We start from the raw sequence: 15,323 nt of genomic DNA, 5'->3' as shown, positions 1-15,323 counted from the left end.
GGCCCTCCGTCAGCTCGCACGGTTGACCGCCGCGGTGTTCGCCTCGGCGAGCGCGTCGAGGCGCTCCTTCGCGTCCTGGCCCGCGTAGATGTCCTGCAGCGCCACCGCCCACTCCTCGGTGGTCTCGAAGAACGAGGTCTGCGGGGTGAACTTGATGTCGGTGGAGGCGATGACCTTCTCGAAGGTCTCCTGGTAGCCGGGGAAGTTGCCGAGCGTCTGCTTGAACGCCCCGTCGAACACCGACTTGCGGGTCGGGTCGGCGAACCCGGCCTGGCCGGTCTGCACGGCCTTGGTCTGGGCCTCCTTGCTGGTGGCCCACTGGATGAACAGCCACGCGGCGAGCTTGTTGCGCGACGCCGAGTTCATCGCGAGCGACCAGGTCCACAGGTTGGTGGCGTAGTTGCCGTCCGGGCCGGCCGGGCCGGGGTGCCAGGCGAGGTTGCCGGCCTGCGCGCTGTTGCCCGCGATGTTCTGCGGGTAGGTGGCCGAGTCGGCGTCGTAGACCATGTACGCGGTGCCCGCGCCCAGGTCGCCGGTGCAGTCCGGGTACTCGTAGTTGGTCCACGAGGTCGGGCCGGCGGCCTTGGCGAGCTCGACCCACTTGCGCGTGAAGTCGACCGCCTGCGGCGAGTTCATCGTGGCCGTGAGCTGGTCACCCTGCAGCTCGTAGTCCTTGCAGCCCTCGCGGGTGAACTGGGTCATGAAGCCCGGGTGGATGGTGGCCCACGAGCGGGACCCGCGGAACGCGATGCCGTACTTGTTGTTGGCCCGGTCGGTGAGGTCGATCGCGAGCTGGATGAGGTCGTCGAACGTCTCCGCGGGCCGGATGCCGCGCCGGTCGAACTCGGTCTTGTTGTAGCAGATGACGTTGGTCTCGAAGCCCCACGGGATCGCCCACTGCCCACCGGTGCCGAGCGGGCTGCCGATCTGGAAGTCCCACGACGTGGAGCGGCGCAGGCCCTCGTAGATGTCCTCGAAGTCGTAGTCGGGGTGGGTGGCCGAGGAGTTCTCCAGCCACGGCCGCAGATCCTCCATCCACCCGGGAGGCCCGTAGGTCCAGATGAAGTAGGCGCCGATCATGAAGGCGTCGTAGTTGCCTGCGCCGCTCGCGAGCTCGGTGTTGAGGCGGGTGAAGTAGTCCGCCTCGGCCACGAGGTCGGCCTTCACCGTGATGCCGGTGAGCTCGGTGAACTCGGCGAGCAGCGGCTGGAAGGCCACCTGGTACGGGTGCGGGGTCTGCAGGATGGAGATCTCGGCACCCTCGGCCTTGCGCCAGTCGAAACCCCCGGTGACCTCGGCGGCGCCGTTCTCGGTCGCTGGGCCGCCTCCGGTGCCGAGGCCGCAGGCGGCGAGCAACGACGACGCGCCGACGGCTGCGCCGCCGACGCCGAGCATGCGCAGAACATCGCGCCGGTTGGGGGTCCAGAGGTCTCGGCGGGTCATGCGGTCCTCCCTGCGATCGGGACCGGCTCGTCTGCGGTGACGGCCGGTGAGGTCGGGACGTTGAGGGCCAGCAGTGCCGGGGGCCGGTCGGGCTCTGCCGGCACGCGCAGGCGGGTGGCGGCTGCGTTCTCCAGCCGCGGGAGCACGGCGCGGTAGCGGGCGAGGGGGACGCCCAGCCACGCGCACAGCGCGAGGCGCAGCAGCGTGTTGTGCGCGACGACCAGGACGGAGCCGCCGTTGTGGCGCTCGGCGATGTCGCGCAGGGCGCGCACGGCGCGCTCGGCGGCCTCGGCGGGCGGCTCGGCTCCGGGGAACGGGTTGGCGACCGGGTCGGCGACGAAGGCCCGGACGACCTCGGGGTGGGTCTGCCGCAGCTCGGCCAGCGTGCGGCCCTCCGCGATGCCGAAGTCGACCTCGCGCAGGTCGCTCACCACCTCGGTCTCGAGTCCGAGCGCGGCGGCCACGGGCGCTGCGGTGGCGAGGGCGCGCGGCACCGGGGAGGAGACGAGCGCGTCGAAGCGCTGCTGGCGGGCCCAGGCCGCGAGGGCGAGGGCCTGGGCCTGTCCGGTCTCGTCGAGGGGGACGTCGCTCACGCCCGCGTAGCGGTTCTCGCCGTGCCAGATGGTGCGCCCGTGCCGGACGAGCGTGAGCTGGGTGCTCATGCCGCACCCCCGGCGGCGGCCCTGAGCTCCAGCCAGCCCCGGTCCTCCAGCGCCTCCACCAGCCGGCGGTAGCCCTCGGTCAGCTCGTCGGCCCGCGCCGGGTTCGGGTCGAAGCGGCGGCGCACGCGCACCATCTCGGCCGCGGTGGCGGCGAGGCGCCCGCGCGGGGCCGCGGCGAGCACGGCGGACCCGATCGCGGAGCCCGCGTGCTCCGGCACGGCGACGGGGCGCTGCAGCACGTCGGCGCGCAGCTGCGTCCACCAGTCGTTGCGGCTGGTCCCGCCGGTGGCGACCACGGGGCCCGAGACGTCGGCGCCCAACCCGGCGAGCACCTCGAAGGCGAGGCGCTCGACGTAGGCGACCCCGTGGGCCACGCGGTTGAACCGGTCGACGAGGTCGGGCTCGGCCGGGCCGTCGACGTCGAAGCCCTCCGCGGCGTCGGCGACGAACGGGAACCGCTCACCCCGCCCGACCAGCGGGTAGGTCGCGCCCGCGGGCACCCCCCGGTCCCGCGCGCGCTCGGTCAGCGCGTCGAGGTCGGCCCCGGCCAGCTCGCTCGCGAGCACCCCGGCGCCGGTGCTGGACGCGCCGCCGGGCAGCCAGCCGCCGTCGGGGTTGCGGTGGCAGTAGACGGCCCCGGTCGGGTCGTGGAGCAGCTCGGTGGTCGAGCCCTTCAGCACCAGCGTGGTGCCGAGCGCCGAGCACCACTGCCCGGGCGCGAGCGCCGCGGTGGCCACCTGCGCGGCGCACCCGTCGGTCATCCCGGCGACGATCGGGGTGCCCGCCGGGATGCCGGTCTCCTCGGCCGCGGCCGCCGACACCACGGCGACCCGCTCCCCCGGCGCCACCACGGGCGGCAGCAGCTCGGGATCGATGCCCAGCCGATCGAGGACCGCGGCGGGCCAGGCGTCGCCGAGCAGGTCGTAGCCGGTCTTGAGGGCGTGGCTGTAGTCGGTGGGCACCGGGTGGCCGGCCAGCCGCGCACCGATGTGGTCGGCCTGGTGGGCGAGGCGGTGCCCGGCGGGCACGGCGTTCCGGCCGGCCAGCCACACCACCTTGGGCAGCGCCCAGCTGGCCTGCATGCGGTACCCGAGCGCCGTCCAGAGCTCTTCGCCCTCGTCCTGCACGCGGGCGGCCTCCGCCGCGGCCCTGCGGTCGTCGTACATCAGCGCGGGCCCGACCGCGCGCCCGCGGGAGTCCTGCACGACGAGGGTGCCGGAGGTCGAGTCGATGCTCACGCCGCCCACCGGGCGCCGGTCGCGCCCGGCCAGCGCCTCGCGGGTGGCGAGGCAGGTGGCGCGCCACCAGTCGTCGGGGTCCTGCTCGTGCCGGTCCCCGGTGCGGACGTCGCTGCGGAGTGCCGCCGACCCGCTGCCGACCACGGCGCCCGAGCCGTCGACGAGCACGGCGCGCACGCCCTGCGTGCCGAGGTCGATCCCCAGCCAGAGGGGGGAGTCGACGGGCGCGGGATCGGGCACCGGTGCTCCTTCGTCTCGACGCTGCCGTAGCGGGCGCGCAGCGGCCTGTGCGCGGCGACACAGTAGGACGGCCTACATCTCACGTCAACACGTTGTTGTCACACCGAGATCCGTGAAGTCTGCTCCGACCACTGCTAGCGACGACGTCGAACTTCACATCGAAACCAGTGTTGTTCACATCAGAACTTGACGGATCGGCTTCGACGCGCTGTGATGCCAGTCGCAACGGACCTGTGAAGGAGGCGAGCGGTGGCCGAGCGGGAGGTGGGCGCGCCCCGGACCCCTCCGGACGCGCCGCGCACCCTCGGACCGGAGGGACGCCAGGCCCGCATCACCGAACTCGTGCTGAGCACCGGCAGCGTTTCGGCCCAGGAGCTGGCGGAGACGTTCGGGGTCTCGGTCATGACGATCCACCGCGACCTCGACGAGCTGCAGCGACAGGGCGTGCTGCGCAAGGCCCGCGGCATCGCGACCGCCCAGCCCAGCGGCACCTTCGAGTCCAACGTCGAGTTCCGCGCGAAGGCCAACGTCGAGGCCAAGCGGGTGATCGCCCAGCACGCCTGCCGCCACCTCGAGCCGGGGATGTCGGTGCTGCTGGACGACTCGACCACCGCGCTGCAGATGCTCCCCCACCTGCCCGCGCTCGCCCCGCTCACGGTGGCCACCAACTACCTCGCCGCGCTGGTCGAGCTGTCGAAGATGCGCGACGTGCACGTGGTGGCCCTCGGCGGCCACTACGACCCGCAGCACGACTCGTTCCTGGGCTCCACCTGCGTGGACGCGGTGCAGGCCATGCGCTTCGACGCCGCGTTCGTCAGCACGTCGGCCGTGAGCGACGGCTACGCCTTCCACCAGGAGGACAAGATCGTCGCGGTGAAGCGCGCGATGGTGGAGGTCGCCACGCGCAGCCACCTGCTCATCGACCACACGAAGCTCACCCGCCGCGCCCTGCACCGGCTCCTGCCGCTGAACCGGTTCACGAGCGTCGTCGTCGACGCCGGCGCCTCCCCCCGCGACCTGGCCGCGCTGCGCGAGAACGACGTGCTCGTGGAGGTCGCGGGGCAGACCGACTGACCCCGATCGACACCCGAGAGGATCGCCCATGCTCCTGCACGACGAACGCGTCCAGCTGGTCGAGTACTGCCGCCGGATGCAGGCCGACGACCTCACCGTCGGCACCTCGGGCAACCTGTCGGTCCGTTCCGGCGACCACATCGCGATCACGCCGAGCGGCGCGGCCTACGAGGACCTCACCCCGGAGTCGATCTGCGTGATCGACCTGGACGGCAACCCCGTCGAGGACGGGCTCGAGCCGTCGTCGGAGGTGCCGATGCACACCTCCGTCTACAAGAGCACCGACGCGAAGGCGGTGGTGCACACCCACCCGCTCTACGCGAGCACGCTGTCGGCGGTGGTCGACGAGCTGCCCGCCGTGCACTACATGGTCGCGCTGCTCGGCGGGCCGGTGCGCGTCGCGCCGTACGCGACGTTCGGCAGCCCGGAGCTCGCCGAGAACAGCATCAAGGCGATGGAGGGCCGCTACGGCGCCATCCTGCAGAACCACGGCGCCACCACCTACGGCGACAGCCTCGCCAAGGCCTACACCCGCAGCATCTACCTCGAGTGGGTCTGCCGGATGTACTACCAGGCGAAGCTGTTCGGGCAGCCGAACATCCTCTCCGACGAGGAGATCGCCCGCGTCGCCGAGAAGCTGACCACCTACGGGCAGACGGTGCCGAGCTCGTCATGACCCGCACCTGGCTCGGCATCGACGCCGGGACGTCGGTCGTCAAGGCCGCCCTCTTCGACGACGAGGGCGAGGCGCTCGCCGTCGCCGGCCGCCCCCTGGAGCTCGTCCACGCCCCGGACGACGGCGTGGAGCAGGACCTGGACGCGATCGTCTCGGCGATCGTCGACGTCACCCGCGAGGCCGCGGCCGGGCACACCCCGCACGTCGTCGCCATCACCGGCCAGGGCGACGGCTGCTGGGTCACCGACGAGGCCGGCCGGGCCGTGCGGCCCGCGCTGTCCTGGCTCGACGGCAGGGCCGCCGCCATCCTCGCCCGGTGGAACGCCGAGGGCGTCACCGAGCGGGTGTTCCGCATCAACGGCACCACGGTCTTCCCCGGCGCACCCGGCCCGCTGCTCGCGTGGCTCGACGAGAACGAGCCGGAGGTGCTCGACCGAGCCACCACGGCAGGTGCCTGCAAGGACGCCGTGTTCACCCGGCTCACCGGCGAGCGGGCCACCGACCCCAGCGACAGCTCGATGCCGTTCGGGGACGGCACCGGCACCGGCTACAGCGACGGCGCCCTCGCCGCGATGGGGCTCGCCCACCGCCGCGACCTGCTGGCGCCCATCACCGTGCCGATCCCGCAGGCGCCGCTGTCCGGCCCCGGCGCCGAGCTGCTGGGCCTGCCCGCGGGCACGGCGATCAGCTCCGGCCCGTTCGACTTCCCCGCCTGCGCGCGCGGCGCGGGCGTCCGCGCGATCGGCGACGCGCTGCTGATCGTCGGCACCACGCTGGGCTGCATGGTCCACGTCGACCGGCTCGCCACCGAGGGCGACCCCGCCGGGTTCTCGGTGGCCACCGGCGAGCCGAACCGGTGGCTGCGCGCGATGCCCGCGATGGTCGGCACGGCGTCGATGGACTGGATGCTGCAGACCCTCGGGCTCGGCGTCGACGCGATCGACGCGGCGCTGGCCACGAGCCCGCCCGGCGCGGGCGGGGTGGAGGTGCTGCCCTACTTCGCCACGTCCGGCGAGCGGGCCCCGTTCGTCGACCCGCACGCCTCCGGCCAGGTCACCGGGGTGCGGCTGACCACCACCCGCGACGACCTGCTGCGCGCGGTGTGCGAGGGCCTCGGCTACGCGGCCCGCCACTGCTTCGACGCCGCGGGCGGGGCCACCCGCATCGTGGCCTGCGGCGGCGGCACCCGGTCCCGGCCGTGGCTGCAGGTGTTCGCCGATGTGCTCGGGGTTCCCCTCGAGCTCGCGCGCACCCCCGAGGTGGGGGCCCGCGGCGCGGTGCTCGCCGCGGCCGCCGCCCGCGGCGAGGACCTCGACGTCGAGACCTGGACGGCCCCGGAGGACGTCATCGAACCCGACCCGACCCTGCGCTCCTTCTACGACGACGGCTACGCCCGCTACCTCGACCACGTGCAGGCGGCCCGGCCGTTCTGGGCCACCCGGCGGGCCTCGGCGGTGGTGCGCTGATGGGCGCCGCCGACCTGTCCCCCGCCGCACGCGACGCCGCGCTCTCCGCCGCGAAGGGCGGCAGCTTCGACGTCGCCGTCGTCGGCGGGGGCGTCACCGGCGCCGGCGTCGCCCTCGACGCCGCCGCCCGCGGCCTGTCCGTCGTGCTGCTGGAGGCGGGCGACCTCGCCTCCGGCACGTCGTCGCGCTCCGGCAAGACCGTGCACGGCGGGCTGCGCTACCTGGAGCAGCTGAACTTCAAGCTCGTCGCGGAGGCCCTGCACGAGCGCGACCTGATGGTCCGCACGCTCGCCCCGCACCTCGTCGCGCCCGAGCCGTTCCTGTTCCCCCTGACCAAGCGCTGGGAGCGGCCCTACATCGGCGCCGGCGTGCTGCTGTACGACCTGATGGCCGCCGCCGGGCGCACCGGGGGCCGGGGCGGGGTGCCGCACCACCGCCACCTGACCCGCCGCGGCGCGCTGCGCGAGGCGCCCGGGCTCGACCCGAACGTCGTCACCGGCGCTCTGCAGTACTACGACGGCCGCATGGACGACGCCCGGCACACGCTCGCCGTGGCCCGCACCGCCGCGTCGCTCGGCGCGGTCGTGCTGAGCCACGCGCCCGTGGTCGGCGTGCTACGCGACGGGGCGCGGGTCACCGGCGTCACCGTCGAGGACACGCAGACCGGCAGCCGCTTCGACGTCACCGCGTCGGTCGTCGTCAACGCCGCCGGGGTGTGGGCGGCCGACATCCAGGCCATGGCGGGCCCCGCGACGTTCGCCGTGCAGCCGGCCAAGGGCGTGCACCTCGTGGTGGAGAAGGGCGCGTTCGACTCCCGCACCGGCATCCTCGCCCGCGCCGAGGACTCGGTGATCATCCTGCGCAAGTGGTTCGGGCACTGGCTGCTCGGCACCACCGACACCGCCTACGACGGCGACCGCCGCGCGCCGACCGTCGAGCCGGAGGACGTCGACTACCTGCTGCGCAACGTCAACCGCTACCTCGCCCGCCCGCTCACCCGCCGCGACGTGCTGGGCACGTTCGCCGGGCTGCGCCCGCTGCTCGCGCCGGTCGCGCGCGACACCGCCACCACGTCGGCGCTCTCCCGCGACCACACGGTGATCTCCGAACCCGCCGGGATGGTCACGGTGGTCGGGGGCAAGTACACGACCTACCGGCGGATGGCGCGCGACGCCGTCGACGCGGTGGGCCGGGCCATGGGCGGTGCGCTGCCGCCGTCGCCGACGGCGAACCTCCCGCTGGTGGGCGCCGCCGGCTGGGAGGCCGTGGCCAACCGGGTGCCGCGGCTCGCCACCGAGCACGGGGTGCCCGAGGAGCACGTGCGCCGGATGGTGCACCGCTACGGCGCCGAGCTGCCCGACGTCCTCGCCCCGATCCGCACCGACCCCGCCCTCGGCCGCCCCCTGCCGGGCGCCGAGGGCTACCTGCCCGTCGAGTTCCTGCGGGCCGTCACCCACGAGGGCGCGCTCAGCCTGGTCGACGTGCTGCACCGGCGGACCCACCTGTCGATCGAGCGCACCGACGCCGGCCTGCCCGCGGCCCCGGCCGTCGCCGCGCTCATCGCGCCGGCGCTCGGGTGGGACGCCGACCGGCAGGCCCGGGAGGTGGCCGCCTACCGGGCGGAGGTGGAGCGGGACCGGGCCGGGCTGGGCGCCGAGCGCGCCGGGGCGTCCTGAGGTCGGGGCGCCGGTAGGGTGCGCCGTCGATGACCGTCCGCCACCTGGCCCGCGCCGAGCGCGCCGACCTGCTCGCCTTCCTCCGCGGGCTGACGCCCGAGCAGTGGGAGGCGCCCTCGCTGTGCGCGGGCTGGCGGGTGCGCGACGTCGTCGCCCACGTCGTGAGCTACGAGGGACTCGGCGGGCGGGAGCTCGCCCGCAGGCTCGCCCGGGGGCGGCTGCGGCTCGCCCGGACCAACGCGGTCGGGGTGGCCGAGATGGAGCGCGCCGCGCCGGGTGAGCTGCTCGCGCAGCTGGAACGCCACCTCGAACCGGAAGGGCTCACCACCGGGTTCGGGTGCCGCGTCGCCCTGCTCGATGCGCTGATCCACCACCAGGACATCCGCCGCCCCCTCGGCGCGCCGCGCGCGATCCCGGCCGAGCGGCTGGTCCCCGCGCTCGCGTTCGCCCGCTTCGCGCCGCCGATCGGGGCGTTCTGGCGCGCCCGCGGGCTCCGGCTGATCGCGACGGACGTCGACTGGTCCGGCGGGCGCGGTCCGGAGGTGCGCGGGCCGGGCGAGGCCCTGCTGATGGCGATCGCGGGTCGCCGCGGCGCCGTCGAGGAGCTCGACGGACCGGGGCAGCCCACGCTCGCCGGCCGGATCTCCTGACTACTCAGCCGGCGGTGGGCTGCAGCAGCGTCTTCACCATCCCGTCCTTCTTGGCCTGGAACGTCGCGTAGGCCTCGGGCGCGGCGTCGAGCGGGAGGCGGTGGGTGGCGAAGCCGTCCACGCCGAGCGGGTCGCCGTCGGCCAGCAGCGGGAGGATCTCCGGCACCCACCGGTGCACGTTGGCCTGCCCCATCCGCAGCTGGATCTGCTTGTCGAACAGGGTGAGCATCGGCAGCGGGTCGGCCATGCCGCCGTAGACCCCGCTCACCGAGATCGTGCCGCCGCGGCGCACCAGCTCGATGGCCGAGTAGAGCGCGTTGAGCCGGTCCGCGCCCGCGGTCTCCATGAACTTCGCGGCCACCGCGTCCGGCAGCAGGCCGGCCAGTTGGTGGGCGAGCTTGCCGACCGGGGAGCCGTGCGCCTCCATCCCCACGGCGTCGATCACCGCGTCCGGGCCGCGGCCGTCGGTGAGCTCGCGGACGTGGTCGGCGAGGTCCCGGCCGTGCGCGGAGAGGTCGAGCACGGTGATCCCGCGGGCCCGGGCCCGCTCGAGCCGCTCGGGCACCACGTCCACCCCGATGACGTGCTCGACGCCCCGGTGCCGCGCGATGCGGGCGCTCATGTCGCCGATCGGGCCGAGGCCCAGCACGAGCAGCGATCCCCCGTCCGGCACCGCCGCGTACTCGACGGCCTGCCACGCGGTCGGCAGCACGTCGGAGAGGTAGACGAAGCGGTCGTCCGGCGGGCCGTCCGGCACCTTGATCGGCAGCTGGTCGCCGAACGGGACCCGCAGGTACTCGGCCTGCCCGCCCGGCACCTGGCCGTAGAGCTTCGTGTAACCGAACAGCGACGCGCCCTTGCCGTGACCGCGCACCTGCGTGGTCTCGCACTGCGAGTGCAGGCCCCGCACGCACATCCAGCACGTGCCGCAGGAGACGTTGAACGGGATGACGACCCGGTCGCCCGGCGCCAACGCGCCCACCTCGCGGCCGACCTCCTCGACCACGCCCATCGGCTCGTGCCCGAGGATGTCGCCCTCGTCGAGGAACGGGCCGAGCACCTCGTACAGGTGCAGGTCGGAGCCGCAGATACCGGTGGACGTCACGCGCACGACCACGTCGGTCGGTGACTGGATGGTCGGATCGGGCACGGTGTCGACGCGCACGTCGCGCTTGCCGTGCCAGGTGACCGCTCGCATGGGGACTCCTCGGGGACGGGGCCGTCGAGGGAGCGGTTCCCGCCACTGGCCGCCGGAAACGGGACGAGACGGCCCGATCGGCCCGCCGGAGCCGGGCCCGGCCGGTAGCGTCCGCCCCGTGGCGACGAGCGACGGCGCGGCGACCCTGCGGCCCGCCCGCCCCGAGGACGCGCGGGCGGTCGCCGAGATCTGGCGCGTCGGCTGGCGCGACGGCCAACTCGGCCACGTCCCCGACGAGCTGCTCGTCGCGCGCACCGACGCCTCCTTCGGCGAGCGCGCCCCCGCGCGGATCGCCGACCCCGCGACCGACACCGTGGTCGCGGTCGTCGACGGCGCCGTCGCCGGGTTCGTGATGGTGGTCGGCGACGAGGTCGAGCAGGTCTACGTCGCGCCGGCGCACCGCGGGACCGCGGTGGCGCCCACCCTGCTGGCCGAGGCCGAACGGCTCGTGCGCGCGGGCGGGCACGAGCGGGCGTGGCTCGCCGTCGTCGCGGGCAACGCCCGCGCCCGCCGCTTCTACGAGCGCAACGGGTGGCGCGACGAGGGGCCCTTCGACCACATGGCCGAGGGCCCGGACGGCCCGATCCGGGTGCCCGCCCACCGTTACGCGAAGTGACGACGGTAACGATCCAGTCGCGGACGTTCAGGGCCCCGGGGCGGGGGTACGCCGTCGCCTGAGGGGAAGTGCCACGACCGTGCGAAACCCCCTCGTTCCCGAGGAGGAAACGCAACACATGGCAACGTCTGCAAACCCCGTGGCCGTCCGCAGGCCCGTCCAGCTCGCCGCACTCGTCGTGGGTGTCGTGTTCCTGCTGGTCGGCGTGCTCGGCTTCATCCCCGGCATCACCACGAACTTCGACAGCCTCACCTTCGCCGGCCACCAGTCGGAGGCGCTGCTGCTCGGCCTGTTCCAGGTGTCGGTGCTGCACAACATCGTCCACCTGCTGTTCGGCGTCGCCGGCCTGGCGATGTCGCGCACGGCGGCGGGCGCCCGCACCTTCCTGATCTACGGCGGCGTGGTCTACGCCGTGCTGTGGGTCTACGGGCTCGTGGTCGACCCGACCAGCGCGGCGAACTTCGTGCCGCTCAACACCGCCGACAACTGGCTGCACCTGCTGCTCGCCGTCGGCATGATCGGCCTCGGGGTCACCCTGGGCCGCGACCGCCGCGCTGCCGTCTGATCGGTAGCGCATGGGTTAACCTCCGCGGCGGAAGAGCATCCGATCTCGTACAACGGAGTCAACAGCTGATGCCGCGCGACCCGTACGCCGAACTGCCAGAGGTCCCTTCCTTCACCGTCACCAGCACGGACATCGCCGACGGCGAGACGTTGCCGGTCCCGCAGCGGTCCGGCATCTTCGGCGCCGGCGGGGAGGACCGCTCGCCTCAGCTGTCCTGGAGCGGCTTCCCCGCCGAGACCCGGTCGTTCGTCGTGACCTGCTACGACCCCGATGCCCCCACGGCGTCGGGGTTCTGGCACTGGGCCGTGGTCGACATCCCGGCCTCGGTCACCGAGCTGCCGTCCGGCGCAGGCGACGAGAGCGGCAGCGGCCTGCCCGAGGGGGCCTTCCAGCTGACCAACGACGCCGGCCTCGCCCGCTACCTCGGCGCGGCCCCGCCGCCCGGGCACGGCCCGCACCGCTACTTCTTCGTCGTGCACGCCGTCGACGTCGAGAGCCTGGGCATCCCGCGCGACGCCCGGCCGGCGTTCCTCGGGTTCAACCTGTTCAGCCACACGCTGGCGCGTGCGTCGATCGTGCCGGTTTACGAGAACAAGGGCTGAGCGAGGGCTGAGCGCTCATCCGGCCGGGCGCTTGGCCCGGCTGGGCTGCACCCGCGTCGGCTCCCCCGGCATCTTGGGGTACTCCGGCGGGTAGGGCAGGTCGCCGAGCCCGCGGTCGCGCTCGTCGGCGGCGTACCACTCGAGCGCGGTCTCCAGCCCGCCCACGGCCTCGTCGATACCGGCGTGGGGGTCACCGCGCTCGGCGAGGAGCCCCGGCACGGTGCGGACGTCGAAGTCCTCCGGCTCGACGTCCGGCAGCGCCTCCCAGGTGACCGGCATCGAGACCGTCGCCCGCGGGCGGCCGCGCACCGACCACGCCGAGGCGATCGTGCGGTCGCGCGCGGCCTGGTTGTAGTCGAGGAACACGCGTTCGCCGCGCTCCTCCTTCCACCACGCGACGGTCGCCTTGTCGGGCAGGCGGTCGGCCACGCGCCGGGCGATGGCGATGACGGCGTGCCGGACCTGCACGAAGTCCCAGTCGGGCCGGATGCGGCAGGCCACGTGCACGCCGCGCCCGCCCGAGGTCTTCGGCCAGCCGACCAGCCCGGCCTCGTCGAGCACCTCGCGCAGCACCGCGGCGACGGCCACGGCGTCGGCGAAGTCGGTGCCCGGCTGCGGGTCGAGGTCGACGCGCAGCTCGTCGGGGTGGTCGGGGTCGGCCCGGCGGACCGGCCACGGGTGGAAGTCGAGGGTGCCCATGTTGGCGGCCCACACGAGCACGGCGGGCTCCGTCGGGCAGAGCGAGTCGGCGGTGCGGCCGCTCGGGAACGTCACGCGGGCGGTCTGCACGTAGGGCGGCGCGCCCTTGGGCAGGCGCTTGGAGAAGAACGACTCGCCGTCCACGCCGTCGGGGTAGCGCTTCAGGTTGGTGGGCCGCTCGTACAGCGCCCGCAGCAGCGGCTCCGACACCTCGAGGTAGTAGCGCACGACCTCGCCCTTGGTGATCCCCCGCTCCGGGAAGTACACCTTGTCCGGGCTGGTCAGGCGCACCTCGCGGGGCCCGTCCGGACCGGGGACGGACAGCAGCTCCGCCGCGCTCTTGCTCGCCACGCCCGGGACGCTACCCGCTACGCTGGCCGCGATGCCCGATCTCCACGAACCGGACCGCCCGGGCCGATCCCGGCAGTTCGACGACGAGCTGCTCGGGCTCGACCCCGACGACCCGGAGGCCCAGGCCTTCGCCGCGCACCTCGACCGCATGCAGCGCCAGCGCCCCGCCTTCACGGTCGAGGGCTACCTGGAGGGCATCCGCGACTTCGCCGAGTCCGCCAACCGCGCCGAGGGCGGGCGCAGGCTCGCCGCGGTCACGGTGGTCGTGCTGCTCCTGCTCGGCGTGGCCTACGTGGTGTGGGAGGCGCTCGTGTTCATCGCGGGGGCCCTCCCGTGAGCCCCTCCGGCGAGCCACCGTCCTCGCGCGAGCCGACATAGTCTGGGGGCATGGATCCCGCCACCGAGCCAGCCCCGAAGGTCGTCAAGTCCGACGCCGAGTGGCGCGCCCAGCTGACCCCCGAGGAGTACCACGTCCTGCGCCAGGCAGGCACCGAGCGGCCGTTCACCGGCGAGTACACCGACACGAAGACCAAGGGCGTGTACCGGTGCCGCGCGTGCGGCGCCGAGCTGTTCCGCTCCGACGCGAAGTTCGAGTCGCACTGCGGCTGGCCTGCGTTCTTCACCCCGCTCGCGGGCGACGCGGTGATCGAGCGGGAGGACCTGAGCCTCGGGATGCGGCGCGTGGAGGTCCTGTGCGCCACCTGCCACAGCCACCTGGGCCACGTCTTCGAGGGCGAGGGCTACCCCACCCCGACGGACCTGCGCTACTGCATCAACTCGATCTCGCTGCGGCTGGAGCCGGACGAGGACTGACCGTCACGGCAGGGTGGCGACCAGGTCACCCGGCTGCACCCGCGGGCCCGTGAAGAACGGCGTCTCGGCCCGGACGTGCCTGCGCGCGTCCGTGGCCCGCAGGTGCCGCATGAGGTCGACGATGCGGTGCAGCTCGTCGGCCTCGAACGCGAGCAGCCACTCGTAGTCGCCGAGCGCGAACGACGCCACCGTGTTGGCGCGGACGTCCGGGTACTCGCGGGCCTCCCGGCCGTGCTCGGCGAGCATCCGCCGCCGCTCGTCCTCGGGCAGCAGGTACCACTCGTAGGAGCGGACGAACGGGTAGACGCACAGGTAGCGACGCGGCTCCTCCCCCGCGATGAACGCGGGGACGTGGGCCTTGTTGAACTCGGCGGGCCGGTGGATCCCCACCTGGCTCCACACCGGGGTGCTCACCCGGCCGACCGCGGTGGTGCGCCGCAGGTCGGCGTATGCAGCCTGGAGCGCCTCGACGTTGTCGGCGTGCCACCAGACCATGTAGTCGGCGTCGGCCCGCGTGCCGGCGAGGTCGTACACGCCCCGCACGGTCACGCCCTTGCCGGCGAGCGCGTCCAGGAACTCCGTGAGCTGGCTCGCCGCCGCGCCGCGGTCGTCGCCGAGCCGGCCCGGCTCGACCCGGAACACCGACCACATCGTGTAGCGGATGGCGCTGTTCAGCTCTTCGTAGTCCAGGCTTGCCACGCGTCCCATCCTGCCACGCACCGCCGGTGCCTCAGCCCGCGCCCGCGGTGGCGCCCAGCACGGTGGCGACGAGGCTGCGCGCCAGCTCGGCGCGCTGCTCGGCGTCGAGCGGGGCGCCCGCGAAGTCGGCGAGGAACGCCTGCTGGAAGCACGCGCCGAGCAGCAGCCGGGCCATCGCCCTCGGGTCGGCGGACGGCGCGAGCCGGCCCAGGAGCTGCTCCGCGGCGAGGTAGCGCGCCAGCACCTCCTCGGGCATGCGCGGGCCGCCGCCGAGCTCGCGGACCCGCTCGCGGTGGGCGACGAGCAGCGCCCGCGAGGAGTACAGCGAGACGGCGATCGGGAAGCTGTCGGCGTAGAAGGCGACCGCGGTCGCGACCACCTGCTCGAGGTTCGCCCGCACCTCGCCCTCGCCCGCCTCCAGCCGGGCGAGCAGCTCGGCCAGCTCGGGCAGCTGCTCCTCGAGCACCCGCAGGAAGATCTCGGTCTTGTCCTGGAAGTGCTTGTAGAGCGCGGCCTCGGAGTACCCCGCGGCCCGCGCGATCTCCTTGGTGGTGGCGCGCGCGTAGCCCTCGGTGCGCATGATCCGGGCGGCCGCGCCCAGGATGTCCTCCCGCGTTCCCACGTGCCTCCCGAAGCAGGTCCTCAGCGTTCCCTT

17 protein-coding genes are annotated in these 15,323 nt (G+C 74.1%); 10 read left to right on the top strand and 7 right to left on the bottom strand.

Annotated features, from left to right (window positions below; translation table 11 throughout):
* Positions 1 to 9: 9 nt before the first annotated feature.
* The 3 genes from VKZ81_RS09905 to VKZ81_RS09895 are packed head-to-tail and all read right to left on the bottom strand — an operon-like array spanning position 10 to position 3,583.
* Entirely contained in the window at positions 10 to 1,443 is a 1,434-nt protein-coding gene (locus VKZ81_RS09905; RefSeq protein WP_324241172.1) for an ABC transporter substrate-binding protein, read from the bottom strand.
* Positions 1,440 to 2,105: a histidine phosphatase family protein gene (locus VKZ81_RS09900; protein WP_324241171.1), complete on the bottom strand. Its 666-nt coding sequence runs from the start codon at positions 2,103 to 2,105 to the stop codon at positions 1,440 to 1,442. The genes VKZ81_RS09905 and VKZ81_RS09900 overlap by 4 nt, the downstream gene beginning before the upstream one ends.
* Positions 2,102 to 3,583, bottom strand: coding sequence for an FGGY-family carbohydrate kinase (locus VKZ81_RS09895; protein ID WP_324241170.1), 1,482 nt, complete (start codon positions 3,581 to 3,583; stop codon positions 2,102 to 2,104). Before VKZ81_RS09895 ends, VKZ81_RS09900 begins: the two co-directional genes overlap by 4 nt.
* 249 nt (positions 3,584 to 3,832) lie before the next feature.
* On the opposite strand from VKZ81_RS09895, the gene VKZ81_RS09890 reads away from it, so the two are divergent.
* From VKZ81_RS09890 to VKZ81_RS09870, 5 genes are read left to right on the top strand one after another with little or no spacing between them, the layout of a single operon-like run.
* Positions 3,833 to 4,657, top strand: coding sequence for a DeoR/GlpR family DNA-binding transcription regulator (locus VKZ81_RS09890; RefSeq protein WP_324241169.1), 825 nt, complete (start codon positions 3,833 to 3,835; stop codon positions 4,655 to 4,657).
* 28 nt (positions 4,658 to 4,685) lie between these two features.
* The gene (locus VKZ81_RS09885; RefSeq protein ID WP_324241168.1) at positions 4,686 to 5,333 is read left to right on the top strand and encodes a class II aldolase/adducin family protein; all 648 of its coding nucleotides are present in this window, start codon (positions 4,686 to 4,688) and stop codon (positions 5,331 to 5,333) included.
* Positions 5,330 to 6,799, top strand: a complete 1,470-nt coding sequence (locus VKZ81_RS09880; protein WP_324241167.1) for an FGGY-family carbohydrate kinase — start codon at positions 5,330 to 5,332, stop codon at positions 6,797 to 6,799. Before VKZ81_RS09885 ends, VKZ81_RS09880 begins: the two co-directional genes overlap by 4 nt.
* A complete protein-coding gene (locus VKZ81_RS09875; RefSeq protein ID WP_324241166.1) occupies positions 6,799 to 8,475 on the top strand; it encodes a glycerol-3-phosphate dehydrogenase/oxidase in 1,677 nt (558 codons plus the stop codon). Before VKZ81_RS09880 ends, VKZ81_RS09875 begins: the two co-directional genes overlap by 1 nt.
* 29 nt (positions 8,476 to 8,504) lie before the next feature.
* Entirely contained in the window at positions 8,505 to 9,125 is a 621-nt protein-coding gene (locus VKZ81_RS09870) for a maleylpyruvate isomerase family mycothiol-dependent enzyme (RefSeq protein ID WP_324241165.1), read from the top strand.
* A 4-nt stretch (positions 9,126 to 9,129) separates the two neighbouring features.
* Here VKZ81_RS09870 and VKZ81_RS09865 read toward each other — a convergent pair whose 3' ends face one another.
* On the bottom strand, positions 9,130 to 10,323 hold the full coding sequence (locus tag VKZ81_RS09865; RefSeq protein WP_324241164.1) for an alcohol dehydrogenase catalytic domain-containing protein: 1,194 nt from the start codon (positions 10,321 to 10,323) through the stop codon (positions 9,130 to 9,132).
* 118 nt (positions 10,324 to 10,441) lie between these two features.
* Between VKZ81_RS09865 and VKZ81_RS09860 the strand changes: the two genes are divergently transcribed.
* From VKZ81_RS09860 to VKZ81_RS09850, 3 genes are all read left to right on the top strand, one after another.
* On the top strand, positions 10,442 to 10,939 hold the full coding sequence (locus VKZ81_RS09860; protein WP_324241163.1) for a GNAT family N-acetyltransferase: 498 nt from the start codon (positions 10,442 to 10,444) through the stop codon (positions 10,937 to 10,939).
* Between the two features lie 118 nt (positions 10,940 to 11,057).
* Positions 11,058 to 11,504, top strand: a complete 447-nt coding sequence (locus tag VKZ81_RS09855; RefSeq protein ID WP_324241162.1) for a DUF4383 domain-containing protein — start codon at positions 11,058 to 11,060, stop codon at positions 11,502 to 11,504.
* Between the two features lie 68 nt (positions 11,505 to 11,572).
* Positions 11,573 to 12,106 (top strand): YbhB/YbcL family Raf kinase inhibitor-like protein, encoded by a 534-nt coding sequence (locus VKZ81_RS09850; RefSeq protein WP_324241161.1) that lies wholly within the window; start codon positions 11,573 to 11,575, stop codon positions 12,104 to 12,106.
* A gap of 15 nt (positions 12,107 to 12,121) precedes the next feature.
* Here the strand turns inward: VKZ81_RS09850 and ligD are convergent, their stop codons facing one another.
* Complete coding sequence (gene ligD, locus VKZ81_RS09845; RefSeq protein WP_324241160.1) at positions 12,122 to 13,156, bottom strand: non-homologous end-joining DNA ligase; 1,035 nt, start codon at positions 13,154 to 13,156, stop codon at positions 12,122 to 12,124.
* Positions 13,157 to 13,187: 31 nt separating this feature from the next.
* Here ligD and VKZ81_RS09840 point away from each other — a divergent pair, with 31 nt between their 5' ends.
* Positions 13,188 to 13,493, top strand: coding sequence for a hypothetical protein (locus tag VKZ81_RS09840; protein WP_324241159.1), 306 nt, complete (start codon positions 13,188 to 13,190; stop codon positions 13,491 to 13,493).
* 50 nt (positions 13,494 to 13,543) lie between these two features.
* Positions 13,544 to 13,969, top strand: coding sequence for a peptide-methionine (R)-S-oxide reductase MsrB (gene msrB, locus VKZ81_RS09835; RefSeq protein WP_324241158.1), 426 nt, complete (start codon positions 13,544 to 13,546; stop codon positions 13,967 to 13,969).
* A gap of 3 nt (positions 13,970 to 13,972) precedes the next feature.
* Here the strand turns inward: msrB and hemQ are convergent, their stop codons facing one another.
* Both hemQ and VKZ81_RS09825 read right to left on the bottom strand, forming a co-directional pair.
* On the bottom strand, positions 13,973 to 14,668 hold the full coding sequence (hemQ, locus tag VKZ81_RS09830; protein ID WP_324241157.1) for a hydrogen peroxide-dependent heme synthase: 696 nt from the start codon (positions 14,666 to 14,668) through the stop codon (positions 13,973 to 13,975).
* Between the two features lie 31 nt (positions 14,669 to 14,699).
* Positions 14,700 to 15,290, bottom strand: a complete 591-nt coding sequence (locus VKZ81_RS09825; protein WP_324241156.1) for a TetR/AcrR family transcriptional regulator — start codon at positions 15,288 to 15,290, stop codon at positions 14,700 to 14,702.
* Between the last annotated feature and the right edge of the window lie 33 nt (positions 15,291 to 15,323).

Source organism: Pseudonocardia sp., assembly GCF_035305885.1.
Lineage (GTDB): Bacteria > Actinomycetota > Actinomycetes > Mycobacteriales > Pseudonocardiaceae > Pseudonocardia.
This window is presented reverse-complemented; position numbering and strand designations above follow the sequence as displayed.